This is a genomic window from Pseudomonas cichorii, from assembly GCF_019719005.1.
GTDB classification, from domain to species: Bacteria; Pseudomonadota; Gammaproteobacteria; order Pseudomonadales; family Pseudomonadaceae; genus Aquipseudomonas; species Aquipseudomonas cichorii_E.
This window is the reverse complement of the sequence record NZ_JAIGPJ010000010.1, coordinates 138,783-161,098: the sequence shown is the minus strand read 5'-3', so window position 1 is coordinate 161,098 and position 22,316 is coordinate 138,783. Positions and strand designations below refer to the sequence as shown.

The 22,316-nt window shown below is 59.0% G+C and carries 23 protein-coding genes; 13 read left to right on the top strand and 10 right to left on the bottom strand.

The window, feature by feature from the left end; genetic code table 11:
* Nucleotides 1-101 precede the first annotated feature (101 nt).
* Nucleotides 102-455 (bottom strand): YkgJ family cysteine cluster protein, encoded by a 354-nt coding sequence (locus K5D32_RS10635; protein ID WP_200993666.1) that lies wholly within the window; start codon nt 453-455, stop codon nt 102-104.
* 107 nt (nt 456-562) lie between these two features.
* Between K5D32_RS10635 and K5D32_RS10630 the strand changes: the two genes are divergently transcribed.
* Nucleotides 563-1,864, top strand: a complete 1,302-nt coding sequence (locus K5D32_RS10630; RefSeq protein ID WP_221600198.1) for an FAD-binding oxidoreductase — start codon at nt 563-565, stop codon at nt 1,862-1,864.
* 1 nt (nt 1,865) lies between these two features.
* Here K5D32_RS10630 and K5D32_RS10625 read toward each other — a convergent pair whose 3' ends face one another.
* On the bottom strand, nt 1,866-2,102 hold the full coding sequence (locus K5D32_RS10625; RefSeq protein ID WP_221575407.1) for a DUF1127 domain-containing protein: 237 nt from the start codon (nt 2,100-2,102) through the stop codon (nt 1,866-1,868).
* Nucleotides 2,103-2,276: 174 nt separating this feature from the next.
* On the opposite strand from K5D32_RS10625, the gene K5D32_RS10620 reads away from it, so the two are divergent.
* On the top strand, nt 2,277-3,698 hold the full coding sequence (locus K5D32_RS10620; protein WP_221600196.1) for a PLP-dependent aminotransferase family protein: 1,422 nt from the start codon (nt 2,277-2,279) through the stop codon (nt 3,696-3,698).
* A 67-nt stretch (nt 3,699-3,765) separates the two neighbouring features.
* On the top strand, nt 3,766-5,343 hold the full coding sequence (locus tag K5D32_RS10615; protein WP_221600193.1) for a phospholipase D family protein: 1,578 nt from the start codon (nt 3,766-3,768) through the stop codon (nt 5,341-5,343).
* Here K5D32_RS10615 and K5D32_RS10610 read toward each other — a convergent pair.
* Entirely contained in the window at nt 5,340-6,488 is a 1,149-nt protein-coding gene (locus K5D32_RS10610) for an MFS transporter (protein WP_221594770.1), read from the bottom strand. The two genes, K5D32_RS10615 and K5D32_RS10610, sit on opposite strands and share 4 nt — an antisense overlap.
* A 112-nt stretch (nt 6,489-6,600) precedes the next feature.
* Complete coding sequence (locus K5D32_RS10605; protein WP_216704577.1) at nt 6,601-8,094, bottom strand: aldehyde dehydrogenase; 1,494 nt, start codon at nt 8,092-8,094, stop codon at nt 6,601-6,603.
* Nucleotides 8,095-8,343: 249 nt separating this feature from the next.
* Between K5D32_RS10605 and K5D32_RS10600 the strand changes: the two genes are divergently transcribed.
* A complete protein-coding gene (locus K5D32_RS10600; RefSeq protein WP_221575402.1) occupies nt 8,344-8,715 on the top strand; it encodes a cupin domain-containing protein in 372 nt (123 codons plus the stop codon).
* Nucleotides 8,716-8,787: 72 nt separating this feature from the next.
* A complete protein-coding gene (locus K5D32_RS10595) occupies nt 8,788-8,991 on the top strand; it encodes an I78 family peptidase inhibitor (RefSeq protein WP_221575401.1) in 204 nt (67 codons plus the stop codon).
* 67 nt (nt 8,992-9,058) lie between these two features.
* On the opposite strand, the gene rpmG is transcribed toward K5D32_RS10595, so the two are convergent.
* On the bottom strand, nt 9,059-9,214 hold the full coding sequence (gene rpmG / locus K5D32_RS10590) for a 50S ribosomal protein L33 (RefSeq protein WP_007894709.1): 156 nt from the start codon (nt 9,212-9,214) through the stop codon (nt 9,059-9,061).
* Between the two features lie 10 nt (nt 9,215-9,224).
* Complete coding sequence (rpmB, locus tag K5D32_RS10585) at nt 9,225-9,458, bottom strand: 50S ribosomal protein L28 (protein WP_025257921.1); 234 nt, start codon at nt 9,456-9,458, stop codon at nt 9,225-9,227.
* A 168-nt stretch (nt 9,459-9,626) separates the two neighbouring features.
* Between rpmB and K5D32_RS25945 the strand changes: the two genes are divergently transcribed.
* Together K5D32_RS25945 and K5D32_RS10580 are read left to right on the top strand one after the other, a co-directional pair.
* Nucleotides 9,627-9,761 carry a hypothetical protein gene (locus K5D32_RS25945; protein WP_260407341.1) on the top strand — a complete coding sequence of 45 codons (135 nt, stop codon included), beginning with the start codon at nt 9,627-9,629 and terminating at the stop codon, nt 9,759-9,761.
* 71 nt (nt 9,762-9,832) lie between these two features.
* Nucleotides 9,833-11,419 carry an ABC transporter substrate-binding protein gene (locus K5D32_RS10580; RefSeq protein ID WP_221592995.1) on the top strand — a complete coding sequence of 529 codons (1,587 nt, stop codon included), beginning with the start codon at nt 9,833-9,835 and terminating at the stop codon, nt 11,417-11,419.
* Between the two features lie 237 nt (nt 11,420-11,656).
* Here the strand turns inward: K5D32_RS10580 and radC are convergent, their stop codons facing one another.
* Nucleotides 11,657-12,331: a RadC family protein gene (gene radC / locus K5D32_RS10575; RefSeq protein ID WP_221575399.1), complete on the bottom strand. Its 675-nt coding sequence runs from the start codon at nt 12,329-12,331 to the stop codon at nt 11,657-11,659.
* A gap of 134 nt (nt 12,332-12,465) precedes the next feature.
* Between radC and coaBC the strand changes: the two genes are divergently transcribed.
* From coaBC to argB, 4 genes are read left to right on the top strand one after another with little or no spacing between them, the layout of a single operon-like run.
* Nucleotides 12,466-13,674: a bifunctional phosphopantothenoylcysteine decarboxylase/phosphopantothenate--cysteine ligase CoaBC gene (gene coaBC, locus K5D32_RS10570; RefSeq protein WP_221600191.1), complete on the top strand. Its 1,209-nt coding sequence runs from the start codon at nt 12,466-12,468 to the stop codon at nt 13,672-13,674.
* A 6-nt stretch (nt 13,675-13,680) separates the two neighbouring features.
* Entirely contained in the window at nt 13,681-14,136 is a 456-nt protein-coding gene (dut, locus tag K5D32_RS10565) for a dUTP diphosphatase (protein WP_025257917.1), read from the top strand.
* A gap of 56 nt (nt 14,137-14,192) precedes the next feature.
* Entirely contained in the window at nt 14,193-16,763 is a 2,571-nt protein-coding gene (locus tag K5D32_RS26120) for a phosphomannomutase/phosphoglucomutase (protein ID WP_311775779.1), read from the top strand.
* Between the two features lie 28 nt (nt 16,764-16,791).
* Nucleotides 16,792-17,697 (top strand): acetylglutamate kinase, encoded by a 906-nt coding sequence (gene argB, locus K5D32_RS10555; RefSeq protein ID WP_025257915.1) that lies wholly within the window; start codon nt 16,792-16,794, stop codon nt 17,695-17,697.
* Between the two features lie 167 nt (nt 17,698-17,864).
* Here the strand turns inward: argB and K5D32_RS10550 are convergent, their stop codons facing one another.
* Nucleotides 17,865-18,461 (bottom strand): DUF4124 domain-containing protein, encoded by a 597-nt coding sequence (locus K5D32_RS10550; protein ID WP_221575510.1) that lies wholly within the window; start codon nt 18,459-18,461, stop codon nt 17,865-17,867.
* A gap of 33 nt (nt 18,462-18,494) precedes the next feature.
* Nucleotides 18,495-19,136: an orotate phosphoribosyltransferase gene (gene pyrE / locus K5D32_RS10545; RefSeq protein ID WP_095067392.1), complete on the bottom strand. Its 642-nt coding sequence runs from the start codon at nt 19,134-19,136 to the stop codon at nt 18,495-18,497.
* 82 nt (nt 19,137-19,218) lie between these two features.
* Here pyrE and K5D32_RS10540 point away from each other — a divergent pair, with 82 nt between their 5' ends.
* Both K5D32_RS10540 and gmd read left to right on the top strand, forming a co-directional pair.
* Nucleotides 19,219-19,998, top strand: coding sequence for an exodeoxyribonuclease III (locus K5D32_RS10540; RefSeq protein ID WP_025257912.1), 780 nt, complete (start codon nt 19,219-19,221; stop codon nt 19,996-19,998).
* 257 nt (nt 19,999-20,255) lie between these two features.
* Complete coding sequence (gmd, locus tag K5D32_RS10535; protein WP_198723419.1) at nt 20,256-21,302, top strand: GDP-mannose 4,6-dehydratase; 1,047 nt, start codon at nt 20,256-20,258, stop codon at nt 21,300-21,302.
* Between the two features lie 46 nt (nt 21,303-21,348).
* Here the strand turns inward: gmd and K5D32_RS10530 are convergent, their stop codons facing one another.
* Nucleotides 21,349-22,308: a GDP-mannose 4,6-dehydratase gene (locus K5D32_RS10530; RefSeq protein WP_221600189.1), complete on the bottom strand. Its 960-nt coding sequence runs from the start codon at nt 22,306-22,308 to the stop codon at nt 21,349-21,351.
* Nucleotides 22,309-22,316: the final 8 nt, after the last annotated feature.

Sequence of the window (22,316 nt, the reverse complement as noted above, 5' to 3'; positions counted from 1 at the left end):
AGACCTCCTGAAAGGGATGTCGGGCTCTACAAGCTTAGACCTCTGCAACACTTAACGCAGACAGAGCCAATTCATTCGCGAATAAATTCGCTCCCACGGGGTTAGACCAGCACCTGCCTTGTCGAAGCCATGTACTCATGGATCTGTTTCTCGACCCGAGGATGAATCAGCTCGACAGGTCGTCGCCCATTCGGGCATGGCAGTGTCTGGGTGGTGCCGAACAGGCGGCAGATCAGCGGGCGTTCGTCATACACCGTGCAGCCATTGGGCCCGAGGTGCACACAGTTCAGCTCGTTCAGCGCAGCTTCCTGCTCGGCGGCGGTCTTGCGAGGCAAGCGCGACATTTCTTCAGGCGAAGTGGTCACCGGACCACAGCAATCGTGGCAGCCAGGCACGCACTCGAAGGAGGGAATCTGACGCCGCAGATCGCGGATTTTTTCACGGTTGCAGCTCATTGAATCGACCACCCGAACACAGTGATGGAATTTTGCCTCAGTTGGCAGGTGCATGACAGCGGCTTATCCTCCCTGCTGATATTCAAAGCCGCCAACAGGATCATTCCATGAACGCCCGCGTTCAAAACAACCCGCACGCCGCCTCTTACTATGCCGCCAGTAGCCATCCGCAAGCGGATTACCCTGCGCTGCAAGGTGAACTGACGGTGGATGTGTGCGTGGTCGGCGGCGGGTTTTCCGGCCTGAACACGGCCATTGAACTGGCCGAGCGTGGTTTGAGCGTGGCCTTGCTGGAAGCCCGCAAAATCGGCTGGGGCGCCAGCGGGCGTAATGGCGGGCAATTGATCCGTGGCGTGGGCCATGACCTTGAGCAGTTCACCTCCGTCATCGGCCATGACGGCGTGCGTCAGCTCAAGCTGATGGGGATCGAGGCCGTGGAGATCGTCCGTCAGCGGGTCGAGCGTCACGGTATCGACTGCGACCTGAAATGGGGTTACTGCGACGTCGCCAACAAGCCGCGCGACTTTGCCGGCTTTGCTGAAGACCTCGAAGCATTGCGCAGCCTCGGTTATCGCCACAGCCTGCAACTGGTGCAACCGGAGCAGATGCACAGCGTAGTGGGCTCCGATCGCTACGTGGGCGGCATGATCGACATGGGTTCCGGGCATCTGCATCCCTTGAATCTGGCACTGGGCGAAGCCGCCGCCGCTCAGGCACTGGGAGTTCGGTTGTTCGAGCACTCAGGCGTGACGCGCATCGACTACGGCCCGCAGGTCAAGGTGCATACCGCATCGGGTTCAGTGCAGGCCGAGACGCTGGTGCTGTGCTGCAACGCCTACATGAACGACCTGAACCCGGAACTGGGCGGCAAGATCCTGCCCGCGGGCAGCTACATCATTGCGACCGAGCCCCTGAGCCCGGCACAGGCAGCCGAACTGATACCGCAAGACATGGCGATCTGTGACCAGCGAGTGACGGTGGATTACTACCGGCTCTCAGCCGACCGACGTCTGCTGTTCGGTGGTGCCTGTCATTACTCGGGACGCGACCCGCAGGACATCGCCGCCTACATGCGGCCCAAGATGCTGGAAGTCTTTCCGCAACTGGCTGGCGTGAAGATCGATTATCAATGGGGCGGGATGATCGGCATCGGCGCCAACCGCCTACCGCAGATCGGCCAGCTCAAGCAGCAGCCCAATGTGTTCTACGCCCAGGCCTACGCAGGCCACGGCCTCAATGCCACTCATCTGGCCGGCAGGTTGTTGGCCGAAGCCATCGCCGGTCAGCACAGCGATGGCTTCGAGTTGTTTGCCAGGGTGCCGCACATGACCTTCCCAGGTGGCAAGCATCTGCGCTCGCCATTGCTGGCGCTGGGAATGCTCTGGCATCGGCTCAAGGAACTGCGCTGACTCACATTCTCCAGAAGGGTTTCATGGCTTCGGCCATGGCCTGTCCGGCATCGAGCCCGATGTCGCGAAGCTGATCTTCGGTCAGCTTCAGCAGCGCATGACGGGTGGTCCAGCGATGACGGTACAGCGCCCAGCGGCTCATGCAGGGTTGTGAGTTTGCACTGGCGTTGGCCGCCAGACTCTTCTCTTGCAATTCCTGGCTGTGAAGCGCTAAACGCACATCGCTGAGCCCGTTCATTTTTCGACCCTCCATCACGTTTTGGTGTGATGCCATGATGGCGCGGCCCGGAAAACCATTACAGATTCAAAAACAATTATTTATTTCCATACAGACAAGCCAGAATCCGCACTGAATGCTATATTTTTGCCCAATCTGTATTGCTTACCCGCCGACAACACTCAAGAGTACGCCATGACGCTCTACGTCAATCTCGCCGAACTGCTTGGCTCGCGCATTGAAAACGGCTTCTATCGCCCCGGCGACCGCTTGCCGTCAGTTCGGGCGCTGAGCCTTGAACACGGCGTCAGCCTGAGCACCGTGCAACAGGCGTATCGAGTGCTGGAAGACAGCGGGCTGGCGGCTCCAAAACCCAAGTCCGGCTATTTCGTGCCTGCCAGCAGAAAGGCGCCGGCACTCCCGGCGGTGGGTCGCCCGGTTCAGCGGCCGGTGGATATCTCCCAGTGGGAACAGGTGCTGGACCTGATTCGCGTCTCGCCTGCCCACGCGATTACCCAGTTGGGACGCGGCATGCCGGACATCAGCAGCCCGACCCTCAAGCCACTGCTGCGCTCGCTGAGCCAGTTGAGTCGCCGCCAGAGCATGCCCGGTCTGTATTACGACAATATCCACGGCGTCCATACACTTCGCGAACAGATCGCCCGCCTGATGCTGGACTCAGGCTGCAACCTAACCGCCAACGACCTGATCATCACCACGGGCTGCCACGAAGCCTTGTCGGCGAGTATTCGCGCCATTTGCTCGCCCGGCGACATCGTGGCCGTGGATTCACCCAGCTTCTTCGGCGCCATGCAGACCCTCAAAGGGCTGGGTATGAAGGCGCTGGAAATCCCCACCGACCCGATCACCGGCATCAGCCTCGAAGCTCTGGAACTGGCGCTGGAACAATGGCCCATCAAGGCCATACAGCTGACGCCCAGTTGCAACAATCCTCTGGGCTACGTGATGCCCGAATCACGCAAACGGGCCTTGCTGACACTGGCCCAGCGTTTCGACGTGGCGATCATCGAAGACGACGTGTATGGCGACCTGGCCTTCAACTACCCACGCCCGCGCACCATCAAGTCCTTCGATGAAGACGGTCGTGTCCTGCTGTGCAGTTCGTTTTCCAAGAGTCTTGCCCCAGGGCTGCGTGTCGGCTGGGTCGCGCCGGGGCGTTATCTGGAACGTGTCCTGCACATGAAATACATCGGCACCGGCTCCACGGCCCCCCAGCCGCAACTGGCGATTGCCGAGTTTATCGAGGGCGGGCACTACGAGCCGCATCTGCGGCGCATGCGTACGCAATACCAGCGCAGCCGCGACCAGATGATCGATTGGGTCATGCGTTATTTCCCTGAAGGCACACGGGTCAGCCGGCCTCAGGGCGGGTTCATGTTGTGGGTGGAACTGGCGGAAGACTTCGACACATTGCGTCTGAATCGTGCCTTGCTGGAATACGATGTGCAGATCGCTGTAGGCAGTATTTTCTCGGCCTCCGGGAAATACCGAAACTGCCTGCGCATGAACTTCGCCCCCAAGTCGACACCGGAAATCGAGAACGCTGTGCGCAAGATCGGCATGATGATTGCGAAAATGAGTGCACAAACCGACTGAAACCTGAAAATCTTTCCGTCATTTCAGGGTCATATCGCATGCGAAACCTGCCTGACGGACAAAAAATTTGAAGACATCATGGGCATTGCCCCTTTGCCTGCTGGTTGCGCTGAGCGTCAGTGGCTGCACTCACCTCAGCGTTCCCAACGAGCCGAGTCAGGCCCTGGCGCCTTCAACGTCCGAGTTCGGGCGCTCGGTCCAGGCCTTGGCAATGCCCCATGAAGGGCGCTCGGGATTTCGCCTGCTGCCCGAAAGCACCGATGCGTTCATGGCACGTGCCGAGCTGATCCGCAGTGCCAAAAGCAGCCTGGATCTGCAGTACTACATCGTCCATGACGGCCTGAGCACCCGCGCCCTGATCGATGAACTGCTCAAGGCCGCAGATCGCGGGGTTCGTGTGCGGATCCTGCTGGATGACACCACCAGCGATGGCCTCGATCAGCCCATCGCCACCCTCGCCGCTCACCCGAACATCCAGATCCGCCTGTTCAATCCGCAGAACCTGGGTCGTGAAACCGGCGTGACCCGCAGTGTCGGACGCCTGATGAACCTCTCGCAGCAGCATCGACGCATGCACAACAAGCTGTGGCTGGCCGACAGCAGCGTGGCCATCGTCGGCGGGCGCAATCTGGGCGATGAGTATTTCGATGCCGAACCCAATATGAATTTCACCGATATTGACATGCTCAGCGTCGGGCCAGTGGCCGAGCAACTGGGGCACAGTTTCGATCAGTACTGGAACAGCACGCTCAGCAAACCCATCGATGAGTTCATGTACATCCTGCCCACCACCAAAGACCTGGCGAAGGCTCGCAAACGGCTGGCCAAATCCCTGGAAGAAGCCCATCAGCAGCACAAGGCCCTGTATGAGCGCCTGATGAGCTACAAGACCCAACCTCGTCTCAAAGGCTGGCTCAACGAGCTGACCTGGGCCCATAACCAGGCCTTGTGGGATGCGCCGACCAAGGTGCTGGCCCGAGGCGAGCCCGATCCGCATCTGCTGCTCACGACGCAACTGGCTCCTGAGCTGCTGAAAGCGCATCAGGAGTTGATGCTGATTTCGGCGTACTTCGTGCCGGGGGAAGCCGGTTTGCTGTACCTCACCAACCGCGCTGACGCCGGTGTGTCCGTGAGCCTGTTGACCAATTCACTGGAAGCCACCGACGTGCCTGCAGTACATGGCGGCTATGCGCCTTATCGCAAGGCGCTGCTGGAGCACGACGTGAAACTTTTTGAACTGCGCCGCCAACCCGGCGATACGGGAAGCAGCGGCAGCGGTCCGCATCTGTTCAAGAAAAGCTCGTTCCTCACCAGCTCCGACTCAAGCCTGCACAGCAAGGCGATGATTTTCGACCGGCAGAAAATCTTTGTCGGCTCGTTCAATTTCGACCCGCGTTCGGTGCTGTGGAACACCGAAGTGGGCGTGCTGGTGGACAGCCCGCAACTGGCCGAAGAATTGCGCGAGCTGACCCTCCAAGGCATGGCCCCGAACCTGAGCTACGAAGTGAAGCTGGAGAATGGCCAGGTGGTGTGGGTCACCGAAGACAACGGCCAGATGCACACCCTGCACAAGGAACCAGGCGGTTGGTGGCGCCGCATGAACTCCTGGGTCAGCAAGGCCATTGGCCTGGAAAAGATGCTTTAAGCGACAACCTTTTGCGTGCCGCCAAAGGCATTGTTTCGCAACGACAGAATCACCAGCCCCAATGCCCCGGCCGCCATCATCAACGGCAAGGCATGGCCACTGACCCACTGGCTGCCAGCACCCGCCACCAGCGGCCCGACCAGACAGCCGATCCCCCAGAGCTGGGCCACATGAGCATTGGCGCGCACCAGTGCATCATCGCGATAACGCTCACCAATCAGAATCAGCGACAAGGTGAACAAACCACCCGCACTGGCACCGAACAGCACCCATAACGGCCAGATCAGCACGGTACTGATCAACAACGGGATCATCAGGCTGGAAACCAGCAAGGCAATCGCACAGCCCGAGAACAGGGTGCGGCGTGAAACACGGTCAGCCAGCAGGCCGATGGGCAATTGCAGCAGTGCATCACCGACAACCACGGTGCTGACCATCATCAAGGCGATTTCAGGCGTGAAGCCCTGACGCAGACTGTAGACCGGCAAGAGCGTGAGGATCAGCGCCTCGAAGGCGGCAAACAGTGAAACCGCCCAGGCGATGGCGGGCATGCCACGGCAAAAGCCGAGCAAATCCCGGAACGTCACCGAACAGGCTTCGGTATTCGGCGCTCCGCTGCGCCCGAGCAGCAGCAAAGGCGAACTGACCAGCAGCGCCACACCGATCCAGAAACCATAATCGGCCTCGGTGCCGATCACGCCCAGCAACAGCGGCCCGGCCAGTTGGCTCAAGGCATAGCAACTGCCATACAGCGCCACCAGACGACCACGCAAACGCTCGATCACCAATTGGTTGATCCAGCTTTCACCCAGAATGAAGACGATGGTCAGGATCACGCCCAGCATCAGGCGCAAGACCAGCCAGACCCCGTAATAGGGCAACAGCGCCAGCAGACCGACCGAGAACGCACCGGCCCACAGACACAGACGCATCAGGTTCGCCGTGCCGAAGTATGAGGCCAGTCGGCTCGCAAGCCCGGCACCCAGCAGCACTCCGATGGCAGGCATCGCCGCCATGATCCCGATGGCAAACGTGCCATAGCCCCAGCTTTCCAGCCGCAATGACACCAGCGGCATGCTGACGCCCACCGCCAGACCGACACTCAGGACAGAGGCCAGCACGGCGAAATATGTACCCCAACGCATTTCCCTGCTCCGACGGGTCAAGAAGTGTTCAATAACAACCGGCAAACCTGGATCTGTGGGCGAATTCATTCGCGAATGAATTCGCACAGATTGAAGCCTTACAAAACCGCGTTTACAGCTTGATCCAGGTCGATTTCAGTTCGGTGTATTTATCGAACGCATGCAGCGACTTGTCGCGGCCATTGCCCGATTGCTTGAAACCACCGAACGGAGCGGTCATGTCGCCGCCGTCATACTGGTTGACCCACACGCTGCCGGCCCGCAATGCCTTGGCTGTCAGGTGCGCCTTGGACAGGTTCGAGGTCCATACCGCCGCAGCCAGGCCATATTGCGTGTCGTTGGCGATCTGGATCGCTTCTTCAGCGCTGTCAAAGGTCAGGACAGACAGTACCGGCCCGAAGATTTCTTCCTGGGCAATTCTCATGGCGTTGTTCACGCCATCGAAAATGGTTGGCTCGACATAAGTGCCGCCCGTTTCTTCCAGGATGCGCTTGCCGCCCGCAACCAGCTTGGCGCCGTCGGCGTGACCGGCTTCGATATACGACAGCACCGTGTTCATCTGCTGGGTATCGACCAAGGCACCGACAGTGGTCGCCGGGTCCAGCGGATTGCCGGGTTTCCAGGCCTTGAGGGCTTCGATCACCAGCGGCAGGAAGCGATCCTTGATGGAACGTTCGACCAACAGTCGCGAACCGGCCGTGCAGACTTCGCCCTGGTTGAAGGCAATGGCGCTGGCTGCCGCTTCGGCGGCGGCCTGCAGATCCGGTGCGTCGGCAAAGACGATGTTCGGGCTCTTGCCGCCCGCCTCAAGCCAGACACGCTTCATGTTCGACTCACCCGCATAGACCATCAATTGCCTGGCGATCTTGGTCGAACCGGTGAACACCACGGTATCCACATCCATATGCAGGGCCAGAGCCTTGCCCACGGTATGGCCATGGCCTGGCAGCACGTTGAGCACACCCGCCGGAATGCCGGCTTCAATCGCCAGTTGCGCGATGCGGATGGCGGTCAGCGGCGACTTTTCCGAAGGCTTGAGGATCACCGAGTTGCCGGTGGACAGCGCAGGCCCCAGCTTCCAGCAGGCCATCAGCAGCGGGAAGTTCCACGGCACAATGGCGGCTACGACGCCCACGGGCTCGCGGGTGACCAGGCCCAATTGGTCGTGAGGCGTGGCGGCGACTTCGTCGTACAGTTTGTCGATGGCCTCGCCACTCCAGCTCAGCGCCTGGGCTGCACCGGGAATGTCGATATTGAAGGAGTCGCTGATCGGCTTGCCCATGTCCAGGGTTTCAAGCAGGGCGAGTTCTTCGACGTGTTTTTTCAGCAGGCCCGCAAAGCGGATCATCGTGGCCTTGCGCTTGGTCGGCGCCAGACGCGACCATGCGCCTGAGTTGAATACGCTGCGCGCACTGTCTACGGCGCGCTGTGCGTCGGCGGCATCGCAACTGGCGACTTTGGCCAGCAAGCGGCCATCGACCGGGCTCAGGCAATCAAAAGTGGCGTCTGAAGCGGCGGCGGTGTATTCACCATGGATGAAGGCGCGGCCTTCTATCTTCAAATCCTGGGCACGTTTTTCCCAGTCAGCATGAGTCAGGGTCGTCATACGCATGTCCTCCTTTTGATGGTCGTTGCGCGGCTATGGAACATCAAGGACTCGATCCCGAGCCTGTGAGTTCAGCCTGAAGCATCCGCCACCCTAAACCAGCAGTTTCTCAATTCCAATATATTTGACAAAAATTGCCATTTTTGGCCGCATATGTTGATTTTATTCAACGATGATTGTTAGCGGCGCGGCACTTATCAGGGCTGTAGGCTATCCAACCAGCATCACTTTTCAGCGCCAGGTGAACACATGAGCATCGAGAGCATTGTCGATTTCAGCGAAGCCACTACGACCGCCGAGCACTATCGTCCCGCAGCCGAAAAGGTCTTCAAGGGCGATCCGCAACAGACGATCTACAACCATTACAACAGCCCGTGCGGGCAAATGAATGCAGGTGTGTGGGAAGGTACGCCGGGACAATGGCGGGTCAATTACACCGAGCATGAATATTGCGAGATCGTGCAGGGCGTTTCAGTGCTGCGTGATGAGGCAGGCCGCGCCAAGACCTTGCGGGCCGGCGACCGCTTCGTGATCCCGGCAGGCTTCAAGGGAACCTGGGAGGTACTGGAAACATGCCGCAAGATTTATGTGGTGTTTGAGGCGAAAGATATAAATAAGTAACGCTTGGGGTGCGCCTGGATCCATGAATCTAGGGGCGTCCATTCAGGACATCATTCATAAAGGACTATGAAAATGACTAACGAACAAATCACTCAAGCACTTCAATACCTGATCGGCACCCGCTACCTGCCGAGCCTCAACGCCTACATCAGCGAGCTGACCGGCCGTGCCCGCGTTCTGGGTCCGGGCGATGTCAGCACCAGGGAATTCGACCTGAACCGCGTCCAGATCAATGCCGATCAGGCAGGTCTGATTTCGAGCTTCACGTTTGGCTGATCCCGCCAAATGACAGACACAAAAAAGCCCGCATTGCTGCGGGCTTTTTTGTAGGAGACAGAATCAATTACTTGATTTTGCCTTCTTTGTAGATCACGTGCTTGCGTACAACCGGATCGAATTTTTTGATTTCGATTTTGTCCGGAGTCGTGCGCTTGTTCTTGTCGGTAGTGTAGAAGTGACCAGTACCGGCGCTCGAGATCAAACGAATCAATTCACGCATGATTATCTCCTTAGATTTTGCCGTCGCGGCGCAGATCAGCAAGCACAGCTTCGATGCCACGCTTGTCGATGATACGCATGCCTTTGGCAGATACGCGCAGACGAACAAAACGCTTCTCGCCTTCAACCCAGAAGCGATGATGCTGCAGGTTTGGCAGGAAACGACGACGGGTTTTGTTATTTGCGTGGGAAATGTTATTCCCGGTTACTGGACCCTTACCAGTAACTTGACAGACTCTCGACATGCCTCAGCCCTCTAAAACCACATGCCCAACCCGGCATGGGTTGGCCGCTTAATCTCTCAGTCATTTGGCGCCAGGCGCCGCGTTTCTTTAAGGGTCTTACCGGCTACACCTACAGTGAAGGAACCGGGCCCCTAGAAAAGAGCGCTGCTTTATACCAGAAACCCTTTGATGCAACAACAAGCAATCCACTTTAAGCCTCAGGAATGGCAACGCTCAAGCAGCGCACTCAAGCCATACGGGCACGCTGGCAAATTGACCGCTCGTCGCACCATGGCGATTGTTCTGGGCAAGCACATGGTCTAGTGTGGCGAATCAAGCCTCTCACCAGACTGCGCCGGCAGATGGACACTTTCTGAACTGACAGGAATTTCGCCATGCGTCTTGCTGCAATACCCTTTTTACTCGCACCATTGCTCTTCCCGATCATGTCCCAGGCCTCGAACCTGGTGGTCTGCACCGAAGCCAGCCCTGAAGGCTTCGATGTCGTGCAATACAACTCGCTGACCACCACCAACGCTTCGGCCGATGTGTTGATGAACCGCCTGGTGGATTTCGATGCCAAGAGCGGCAAGCTGGTGCCAAGCCTGGCCCAGGAATGGACCGTCTCCAGCGACGGCCTGACCTACGATTTCAAACTGCGCTCCGGGGTTAAATTCCACACAACGCCTTATTTCACTCCGAGCCGCGAATTCAGCGCCGAAGACGTGGTGTTCAGCTTCAAGCGCATGCTCGACCCGCAAAACCCTTGGCACAAGATTGCCCAGAGCGGTTTCCCCCACGCGCAATCCATGCAGTTGCCTGCTCTGATCAAAGCGATCGAAGCACCAGACGCCCATACCGTGCGCTTTACCCTGAATCATGCGGACTCGACCTTCCTGGCGACCCTGAGCATGGGTTTTGCGTCGATCTACTCGGCTGAATACACCGCTCAGTTGCTCAAAGCCGGCACCCCGGAAAAGCTCAACAGCCAGCCCATCGGCACCGGGCCTTTCGTCTTCAAGCGCTTCCAGAAAGATGCCGTGGTGCGTTACGAGGCCAACAAGGATTACTTCGCAGGCAAGCCTGAAAGCGACACGCTGATTTACGCCATCACCCCGGACGCCAATGTGCGCCTGCAGAAGATCCGCCGTGACGAATGCCAGATCGCGCTTTCGCCCAAGCCGCTGGATATCCAGGAAGCCAGCAAGGACCCGGCGCTCAAGGTCGAGAAGAACGAAGCGTTCATGACAGCGTTTTTGGCAATCAACAGCCAGCACCCTCCGTTCGACAAGCCGGAGGTGCGTCAGGCGGTAAACCTGGCCTTCGACAAGGCCAACTACCTGAAAGCCGTATTTGAAGACACTGCCGAGACAGCCAACGGCCCTTACCCACCCAATACCTGGAGTTACGCCAAGGATCTGCCGGGTTATCCGCACAATGTCGCCAAAGCCAAAGAACTGCTGGCCAAGGCCGGTCTGAAGGATGGCTTCAAGACCACCATCTGGACTCGTCCTTCCAGCAGCCTGCTGAACCCCAACCCGAGCCTGGGCGCGCAGTTGCTGCAAGCAGATTTGAAGAAAGTCGGCATCGACGCCGAGATCAAGGTTATCGAATGGGGCGAGCTGATTCGTCGCGCCAAGGCGGGCGAGCATGACTTGCTGTTCATGGGTTGGGCAGGCGACAACGGCGACCCGGATAACTTCCTGACGCCGCAGTTCTCCTGCGCCGCCGTGCAGTCGGGCACCAACTTTGCCCGCTATTGCGACAAAGCCCTGGACAAGCTGATCAGTGACGGCAAATCCACCAGCGATCAGGCGCAGCGTAGCAAGCTGTATCAGCAGGCTCAGGCGCAGATCCAGCAGCAGGCGCTGTGGCTGCCGCTGGCTCACCCGACTGCCGCGACCCTGACCCGCAAGGACGTGACCGGCTATGAAGTCAGCCCGTTCGGGCGTCAGGACTTCTACAAAGTGAAGGTGAAATAAGCGGCTGTGAGGCTTCGCGAATGAACTCGCTCCACAGCACAGACCGTGTGAAAACGTAGCGAGCGAAGATCAGGCAAGGCGAAAACAGGCGAGGAACGGTCGGAGTCGCGCTCGACTTTACGTGTTGTAAATGAGCATTCCGATCGGACTCGCGCACGAGCCTGTTTTCAACGCAGCATGATCAAGCGCAGTAGTTTTCACACAGTCTGAGCAGGAGCGAATTCATTCGTGAAATATCTACACCAACCCCATTTCCACCATCGACAGCGGTTCCCCGTCACCGATGATCACATGATCCAGCACCCGCACATCGATCAGCGCCAGGGCCTGTTTCAGGCGTTTGGTCAGTTCGATGTCGGAATGGCTGGGGTCGGTGACGCCCGAAGGGTGGTTGTGGCACAGGATCAGACTGGCGGCGTTGTGGACCATGGCGCGTTTGACGACCTGTCGCGGATGCACATACGCGGCGTTGATCGTCCCGTGAAACAGGATCTCGAACGTCAGGACGCGATTCTTGCTGTCGAGAAACAGGCAGCCGAACACTTCATGCTGTTCCTGGCGAAGTATGGCCTTGAGGTATCTGCGCACCTGCATGGGGCTTTCGAGAATTGAATCGCGACGCAATGTTTCGGCCATGTGCCGACGCGACATCTCCATGACCGCCTGCAACTGGGCAAACTTCGCAGGCCCGAGCCCAAGATGCGAGCTGAACCTGCCCAGATCGCTTTCCAGCAGCGCTCTCAGGCTGCCAAATTGAATCAACAGATGACGCGCCAGGTCTACAGCGCTTTTTCCGGCCACGCCGGTCCGTAAAAAGATGGCTAACAACTCGGCGTCGGAGAGGCTTTGCGCCCCCGACTCCAGCAAACGCTCACGCGGGCGTTCGGACGCAGGCCAATTGCGAATACTCATAGCACCTCCATGTGTGTGGCGCCGCTGTTCCGGTGCGGTCGCTGTGCTATCTTAGCCCATCTTTTTTGCGCGGCGACCTGGCCTGGGGAGGCGTCATCGCTGTCGCGTACTCACTCGACCAAAAAGGCAGGTCTATGCAGCGGCTGTATCGAAAACGCATCGTTCTGGGCGTCGGCGGCGGCATCGCAGCCTACAAGAGCGCCGAACTGGTTCGCCGGTTGCGCGATCACGGCGCAGAAGTGCGTGTCGTCATGACCAAGGGTGGCGCCGAGTTCATCACCCCTCTGACCATGCAGGCCCTTTCCGGGCACCCCGTACACCTGGATCTGCTGGACCCCGCTGCCGAGGCCGCGATGGGCCATATCGAGCTGGCCAAGTGGGCAGACCTGATTCTCGTTGCCCCGGCCACCGCCGACCTGATCGCACGTCTGTCACAAGGCATTGCCAATGACCTGCTGACCACTATCATCCTGGCCACCGACGCAACGGTCGCCATTGCCCCGGCCATGAACCAGGCCATGTGGCGCGACGAGTCGGTGCAGGCCAATACCCGCCAGCTCGAAGAGCGCGGCTTTCGCGTATTCGGCCCGGCATCCGGCAGCCAGGCCTGTGGCGACGTGGGTTTCGGACGTATGCTCGAAGCCAACGACCTGGCCCAATGCGCCGCGGACTGTTTCCAGCGCCTGACCCTGACCGGCAAACACGTGCTGATCACCGCCGGTCCGACTCAGGAAAACATCGACCCGGTGCGTTACATCACCAACCACAGCTCCGGCAAGATGGGCTTTGCCCTGGCCGAGGCCGCCGTGGAAGCGGGTGCGCGTGTCACGCTGATTACCGGCCCGGTCAACCTGCAAACGCCGGATCGGGTATCACGCATTGATGTGGTCAGCGCCCGCGACATGCTGGCCGCCTGTGAAGCCGCGATCCCCTGCGACCTGTTCATCGCCTCCGCAGCCGTGGCCGACTACCGCCCGGAAGTCATCGCGCCACACAAACTCAAGAAAGATCCTGCCAACGGCGACGGCCTGCTGCTCCAGATGGTCCGCAACCCGGACATTCTGGCCACCATCGCCACACGCCCGGATCGCCCTTTCAGTGTCGGCTTCGCCGCCGAGACCGAACATCTGCTCGACTATGCTGCACGCAAGCTCAAGGACAAGAACCTCGACCTGATCGTCGCCAACGATGTGGCCAACCCCAGCATCGGCTTCAACAGCGAGGAAAATGCCTGCAGCGTGATCGACCGGGCGTTGCACGCAACGCTTTTCGCCCAGACCAGCAAGGCCAAGATTGCCCGCCAGCTGATCACCTTTATCGCAGAACGCATGAATCAGGTTTAACTACGAATGCACGCTCTACAAGCAAAGATCCTCGACCCTCGCATCGGCAACGAATTCCCGCTCCCGGCCTACGCCACAGAAGGCTCGGCCGGCCTGGACCTGCGCGCCATGCTCAAGGAAGACACCCTTCTGGAACCGGGCCAGACGCTGCTGATCCCTACCGGCCTGTCGATCTACATCGGCGATCCAGGCCTGGCCGCCATGATCCTGCCGCGCTCGGGCCTGGGTCACAAACACGGCATCGTGCTGGGCAATCTGGTCGGCCTGATCGACTCCGATTACCAGGGCGAACTGATGGTCTCCTGCTGGAACCGCGGGCAGACGGCATTCAAAATCTCCATCGGCGAACGCATCGCTCAACTGGTGCTGGTACCGGTGGTTCAGGCCCGCTTCGAGCTGGTCGAAGAGTTCGATGAAAGCCAGCGTGGCGCTGGTGGTTTCGGTCACTCCGGCAGCCACTGATCGCTCGCTGTTCAGGAAGATCATCCCGTTTCAGGACGAATCGCAGGAGAGGTCGGGTGAAAGGCAGTCAAAACGTGTCAAAGCAATCGGTAACCGCCGCCAACCCGCTTCCGGCTGCCAGCCTGCAAGGCCTGCTTCCCGGCCTCATCCCTGCCCTCGTCGGCCTGCTGTGCGCAACGGTGCTGGTAGGGCTGGCGCTGTCGAGCAATCCCCAGCAGCAGAGCCCGCTTACCCAAGCCTGGGGAAGCAGCCAGGCCTCGGCCGTGGATCAGGCTCTCAAGCAGATGAGCGCCGACACCCTGGCAGCCGCCTCCGGTGCCCCACTCGTACAAGCCTTGCAAAACAAGGACACCGCTGCACTGGCGGCACTGCAACGGCAACTCAAGTGGGATGGCCTGATCGGCGCCCGAATCGACCCGAAGGGCCTCAATGACGTGGATCCGCAAGGCTCGCTGCCAGTAAGCTTTGCGACCCTGGACATGCTGAACGACGCCGCCCAGGGCCAGGTCGCACCGCCCGAAGCCCGCAAACTCGGCGAACGCTGGGTGATTTATAGCGCCGCGCCGGTGCGGGCCGATCCGACGCAACCGGTCCTTGGCACCCTGCTGCTGGCGTTCGACCCGCAACGCCTGATCAACGCATTGCCCGCCATGCCTGCCTATGCCGGAAAAGTCGTCCTGAGCCAGCAATTCGGCACCGGCCAGGAGCAGATATTCCTGCAACGCGGGGACGCCGGTGGCGGCAAGGCAACAAGTTTCGATACCGGCCATGCCAACTGGAAACTCGAATTCACTCCTGGCTCATCACTGACTGCCTCACCTTCCCTGCTGCTCCTGCTACTGGCGGCGATCATTGCTCTGACTGGCGCATTACTGGGTCTGCACTTTAATGAAAGGGCTCTGCAACGGCGCATTGGCGAGGATGCCCGGCAACTGAATCAGTTGCTTCAAGAACTCTCTGACGGAAAAGCCGTCAAACCCTTCGGTTTGAGCCTTGAAGCACTCAACAGCCTGGCTCAGACCCTTGCACGCTTTTCGCCTCGCGGCCCACAACATCTGGTCGCGAGCGAGGAAGCGGACACCGCAAACAGTGCGAGAAACAGTGTTTCGACCCCATTCGCGGCACCTGACACCCAATGGACCGATCCGCTGTTTCAAGATACCGATATTCTTGATATCGACCTTCTCGACGAAAACCAGGACTTCCTGAGATCGGAGCATCCCCCAGTTATGAGCAGTCAAGAATCCACGGCACCAACTCTTCCCGACAACATCTTCCGCGCCTATGACATCCGCGGCGTGGTCGGGGATACCCTCAACGCTGAAACGGCTTACTGGATCGGCCGGGCCATCGGCTCTGAAAGCCTGGCCCAGAACGAACCGAACGTCAGCGTTGGGCGCGACGGACGCCTTTCCGGTCCTGAACTGGTGCAACAGCTGATTCAAGGCCTGCACGACAGCGGCTGCCACGTCAGCGATGTAGGCCTCGTGCCGACCCCTGCGCTTTACTATGCGGCCAATGTGCTGGCTGGCAAGACCGGCGTCATGCTGACCGGTAGCCACAACCCCAAGGACTACAACGGTTTCAAGATCGTCATCGCCGGCGACACCCTGGCCAACGAGCAGATTCAGGCGCTGCATGAGCGCATCAAGACCAACAACCTGACTTTCCAGAAAGGCAGCATCACCAAGGTCGACATCCTTGATCGCTACTTCCAGCAGATCAAGAACGACATCGTGATGGCCCGCAAGCTGAAAGTCGTGGTCGACTGCGGCAACGGCGCTGCCGGTGTGATCGCCCCGCAACTGATCGAAGCCCTGGGCTGTGAAGTGATTTCCCTGTTCGCGGAAGTCGACGGCAACTTCCCCAACCACCACCCGGATCCGGGCAAGCTGGAAAACCTCGAAGACCTCATCGCCAAGGTCAAGGAAACCGGTGCAGACCTGGGCCTGGCTTTCGACGGTGACGGCGACCGCGTGGGCGTGGTGACCAACAAGGGCAACGTGGTCTACCCGGACCGCCTGCTGATGCTTTTCGCTCTGGACGTGCTGAAGCGCAATCCGGGTGCCGATATCATTTTCGACGTGAAATGCACCCGCCGCCTGACGCCGCTGATCAGCGAGCACGGCGGTCGTCCGGTCATGTGGAAAACCGGTCACTCCCTGATCAAGAAAGAAATGAAAAAGAGCGGCGCGCTGCTGGCTGGCGAGATGAGCGGCCATATCTTCTTCAAGGAGCGCTGGTTCGGTTTCGACGACGGCATCTACAGTGCTGCGCGCCTGCTGGAAATCCTCAGCCAGGAATCCCAGAGCGCCGAAGACCTGTTCGAGACATTCCCGAACGACATTTCGACGCCGGAGATCAACATTAAGGTGACCGATGTCACCAAGTTCAGCATCATTGAGGCCCTTGAGAAAGATGCCCAGTGGGGCGACGCCAAACTGACCAGCATCGACGGTGTGCGCGTGGACTATCCGAACGGCTGGGGACTGGTACGTGCTTCCAACACCACACCTGTACTGGTGTTGCGTTTTGAAGCTGAAACCGAAGCCGAGCTGCAGCGCATCAAGGATGTTTTCCACACCGAGATCAAGAAAGTTGCACCGGATCTCGAACTTCCGTTCTGATTGTTTTCCCTTTTGACAGGAGCCCTGAATGACCCTCGACCGTGATGCCGCCTCTAATGTAGCCAAGGTTCTATCCGAAGCGCTGCCTTACATTCGCCGATTCGTCGGCAAGACGCTGGTAATCAAGTACGGCGGCAACGCCATGGAAAGCGAGGAGCTGAAAACCGGCTTCGCGCGTGACATCGTGCTGATGAAAGCGGTAGGCATCAACCCGGTGGTCGTTCACGGCGGCGGTCCTCAGATCGGTGATCTGCTCAAGCGCCTGTCCATCGAGAGTCACTTCATCGATGGCATGCGCGTCACCGATGCCCAGACCATGGACGTGGTGGAAATGGTTCTGGGCGGCCAGGTCAACAAGGACATCGTCAACCTGATCAACCGTCATGGCGGCAGCGCGATCGGCCTGACCGGTAAAGACGCCGAGCTGATTCGTGCGCGCAAGCTCACCGTCAGCCGCCAGACACCGGAAATGACCAAGCCAGAAATCATCGACATCGGCCATGTCGGCGAAGTCGTGGGCGTCAACACCGAACTGCTGAACATGCTGGTCAAAGGCGACTTCATCCCGGTCATCGCACCGATTGGTGTCGGCCCGGATGGCGAGTCCTACAACATCAACGCCGATCTGGTTGCTGGCAAGGTTGCAGAAGCCCTCAAGGCCGAAAAACTGATGCTGCTGACCAACATCGCCGGCCTGATGGACAAGCAGGGTGAAGTCCTCACCGGTCTGACCACCGAACAGGTAGACAGCCTGATCGCCGACGGCACCATCTACGGCGGCATGCTGCCCAAGATCCGTTGCGCGCTGGAAGCGGTCCAGGGCGGCGTTCACAGCTCACACATCATCGACGGCCGCGTACCCAACGCCGTGCTGCTGGAAATCTTCACCGACAGCGGCGTCGGCACGCTGATCACCAATCGCAAGCGTCACTGATTGCGACAAGCGACACCAAAGCCCTGCCAGCTTGTGTTGGCGGGGCTTTTTTATGCCGTGGATAACCTCTTCGCGAATGAATTCGCTCCTACCAAAAAACGCAACATCATGAATTACAAAGATTTTCTGTAAGAGCGAATTCATTCGCGAAAAAAACGTTTCAAGCCCTACCTGAGCAACTTCTCCACCCGTACCCGGTCCTCGGCAAAGCTTGCCTCGGCCTGTACGCGGGATGTCTGGTAGCGGGTGATGTCGGCCTGGATGCGTTGTTGCTGGTCCTGCACGTCGTTCAACTGATCGATGAGTACCTGAGGGATGGGACGGCCTGCGCGCTCAAGGTCAGCGGCCTGGCTTTGCATGTTGCGTTGTTGGGCGTTGAGCCCCTGGATGTTGCCCTGGGCCACGCCGATCAAGGCATCCAGCTCGGCCAGCCTGCGAGCCTTGACGCGATCCACCTCTTCGACGCTGCTGTAGAGACTCAGCAACTGCGCATCGGCATTGGCCTGGAGCTTGTCGGCTGCCGCCTTGCGGACTTCTTCGGCAGTCGGTGCGGGAGGTACGGTCTGTACCACCCGCCCTCGGGCATTGAGCACTTCGTAACCCTTGGCGACATATTCCGGCGGTACGCCCTGGCGATCCAGGACGGTCACGCCACGGCTGTCGATGTAGCGATAGAACAGTGCGTCAGGATCGGCAGCATGAGCCGTCACGGGCGCAAAAACACCCAGTGACAGCCACAGCGCCAGAACATTCAGCAGACGCATGTCGATGCGAGCGACAGCCATACACTCCCCTTGTCAGATTCCGTATTGCGCCCTGTAGGCTTCAACTGCAGGCAGGTGCTGCTTGAGTTGCGGATCGTCTGCAAGGAATTGTAGAACCTGATTGAGCGATACGATGCTTACAACCGGAATCCCGAAGTCACGCTCGACTTCCTGGATGGCCGAAAGCTCGCCATTGCCGCGTTCCTGGCGGTTGAGCGCGATCAGGACACCGGCCGCTGTCGCGTCCTGGCCCTTGATGATCTGCATGACCTCGCGAATCGCGGTGCCCGCGGTGATGACGTCGTCGATGATCAGCACATTGCCGGTCAACGGAGCGCCCACCAGGCTGCCACCTTCGCCATGCGCCTTGGCCTCTTTGCGGTTGAAGCACCATGGCAGATCGATGCCGTGATGTTCAGCCAGAGCCACGGCTGTCGCGGCTGCCAGGGGAATCCCCTTGTAGGCTGGCCCGAACAGGACGTCGAAGGAAATACCACTGTCGACCACCGCCGCAGCGTAGAAACGCCCCAGCTGCGACAGGGCCGAACCGCTGTTGAACAGACCGGCATTGAAGAAATACGGACTGGTGCGCCCGGACTTGAGAGTGAACTCACCGAAGCGCAAAACGCCGCGATCGATGGCAAAACGAATGAAATCGCGTTGATACGCCTGCATGAAAAAAGCCCCGAATACCACGGATTTAGCTAAATAGGTAGAGCTCGGGTATCATACACGCACGTGATTTTTGGGGCCATTTATGCGGATCATCAGTGTGAACGTAAATGGCATTCAGGCGGCAGTCGAGCGTGGTTTGCTCAGTTGGCTGCAAGCGCAGAATGCCGACGTCATCTGTCTACAGGACACCCGCGCCTCCACCTTTGAACTGGATGATCCGGCTTTTCAGCTGGATGGCTACTTCCTCTATGCCTGCGAAGCCGAAGTTCCTGCCCAGGGTGGCGTGGCGCTGTATTCGCGGTTGCAACCGAAGGCGGTAATCAGCGGCCTGGGCTTTGAAACAGCCGACCGCTACGGGCGTTACCTGCAAGCAGATTTCGATAAAGTCAGTATTGCAACCCTGCTTTTCCCGTCGGGAATGAACGGGGACGAAGACTTGAATCAGAAATTCAAGCTCATGGACGACTTCGCCAAGTACATGGACAAGCAACGACGCAAGCGTCGCGAATACATCTACTGTGGCTCGTTCTATGTGGCGCAGCAGAAGCTCGACATCAAGAACTGGCGTGACAGCCAGCAGTCTCCTGGTTTCCTGGCGCCGGAACGCGCCTGGATGGACGAGATTGTCGGCACCATGGGTTATGTCGATGCCCTGCGCGAAGTCAACCGCGAAGGCGATCAGTACAGCTGGTGGCCCGACAGCGAACAGGCCGAGATGCTGAATCTGGGCTGGCGCTTCGACTATCAGATCCTGACACCGGGCCTGCGTCGTTTCGTGCGCAGTGCCCGCTTGCCGCGTCAGCCACGCTTCTCGCAGCATGCGCCGCTGATCGTGGACTACGACTGGACCCTGACGATCTGATCCGGCCACCCGGTCCCCATGAAAACCGGGCCGTTGCAGGTCGATAGAGAAAATGCCCGTATCGCAAGGTACGGGCATTTTTCTTGTGCGTAATAACTGGATACTCCACGGCGCCCGCGTGCAGTTCCAATTCCGATCTATAGTAGTGACTTCAGTTTGGCTAAAACCTGTTGTGCAGGAATGGCAGGTATCGCCGAGAGCATGAACACATGGCTATGCAACACAGCAGGACCAGCCTCCCAGACCGGAAACCAGACATGAATGCACCGAAAGAATCCGTCATCATCACAGGCATCACGGGCCAGGATGGCGCCTATCTGACTCAATTGCTGTTGGAAAAAGGCTACAAGGTCTACGGTACCTATCGTCGTACCAGCTCAGTCACCTTCTGGCGGCTTGAGGAGCTTGGAGTCACTAACCACCCCAATCTGCATCTGGTCGAGCATGACCTTACGGATCTGAGCGCAAGCATTCGCCTCCTGCAAAAAGCCGAACCGACACAAGTCTACAACCTCGCAGCACAGAGCTTTGTGGGGGTTTCTTTCGACCAGCCGCTGACCACAGCCGAAATTACCGGGCTTGGCGCAGTCAACCTGCTGGAAGCCATCCGCATCGTCAACCCGAAGATCCGCTTCTACCAGGCCTCGACCTCGGAGATGTTCGGCAAGGTGCAGCAAGTTCCGCAAGTCGAAGAAACATCGTTCTACCCGCGCAGCCCTTATGGTGTGGCCAAGCTGTATGCGCACTGGATGACCATCAACTATCGCGAGTCCTATGGCATCTTTGGTGCGAGCGGCATTCTGTTCAACCACGAGTCGCCGCTGCGCGGCAAAGAGTTCGTGACCCGCAAGATCACCGATGCCGTGGCGCGTATTTCCCTGGGCATGCAGGACGTGCTGGAGCTGGGGAACATGGACGCCAAGCGTGACTGGGGCTTCGCCAAGGAGTATGTCGAAGGCATGTGGCGCATGTTGCAGGCCGACGAGCCGGACACTTTCGTGCTGGCCACCAATCGCACTGAAACCGTTCGCGACTTCGTATCCATGGCTTTCAAGGCCGTCGATATCCATCTGGACTGGAAAGGCAGCGCCGATAACGAGCACGGCATCGACACCCGCACCGGCAAGACCGTGATCCGGGTCAACCCGAAGTTCTATCGCCCGGCCGAGGTCGAGCTGCTGATTGGCAACCCTGAAAAAGCCAAGCGAGTGCTGGGCTGGCAAGCCAGTACCAACCTGGAGCAACTCTGCCAGTTGATGGTGGAAACCGATCTGAAGCGCAACAGGAACGGCACTTCGTTCTGATCGATCCTGACGCCCCCGAGTGCCTTGGCATTCGGGGGCTGACTCCTCAGCGAGCCGCTTTTACTTCGGCACGCCAGTAATCCAGCAGCGCGGCGAGGGTTTCCTGAAGGTCGATACCGGGTTGCCAGCCAATGGCATTGCGGATGGCCAAGTTATCACCGACTGCGCTGGGGATATCCGAAGGGCGCATGCGCGCTGGATCTTCACCCACCTCGATGTCTTTCGGGCTCAGGGCCAGGAGCATGTCGAGCATCGTCTGCATCTTGCGCGGCTGACCGCTGCAGATATTGAAGCAGCGCGGATAGTCGCCATCCCTGTCGGCCAGTTGCAGCAACGCGATATAGGCGTTGCAGACATCACGCACATCGAGAAAATCGCGCTCGGCCTGCAGATTCCCCACCTTCAATAACGGCGACTGTTCGCCCGCTTCGACAAGCGCGATCTGGCGGGCAAAGGACGCCGTCGCAAAGTCAGGCGACTGTTGTGCGCCGATATGATTGAAAGGGCGCACGATGATGCCCGGCTGACCTTGCCGGAAGTACTCATTGACGGCGGCTTCGGCAGCCAGCTTGCTGGCGGCGTAAGGGTTGAGCGGCTGGCACGGGCTGTTTTCCTTCAGGGGAATCGCCTGCTTGAAGCTGCCGCCATAGACCTCCGAAGAACTCACGAACAGCACGAACGCCTTGGGCGCCTTGTTCTGCAAAGCCTGGAGCAGGTTGACGCTGCCCATGACGTTGGTTTGCCAGGTCAGCAGAGGCTCCTTGAAGCTGGTCGGAACATGGGTAATGGCCGCCAGATGCACGACATGGGTGGGCGCAGCTTCGGCAATTGCCTGCTCCAGAGCCTCGGCATCACGAATATCGCATTGCAGGTACTGGTCGGCATGGGAGGGCGCAGGCGAAGTGTTGCCTATCAGGGCAATCACATGATGACCGGCACTCTGCAGGCTCTCACATAGAACTTTCCCAACGAAACCGTTGGCGCCGGTGATCAGGATGCGCTGCATCTTGGAGC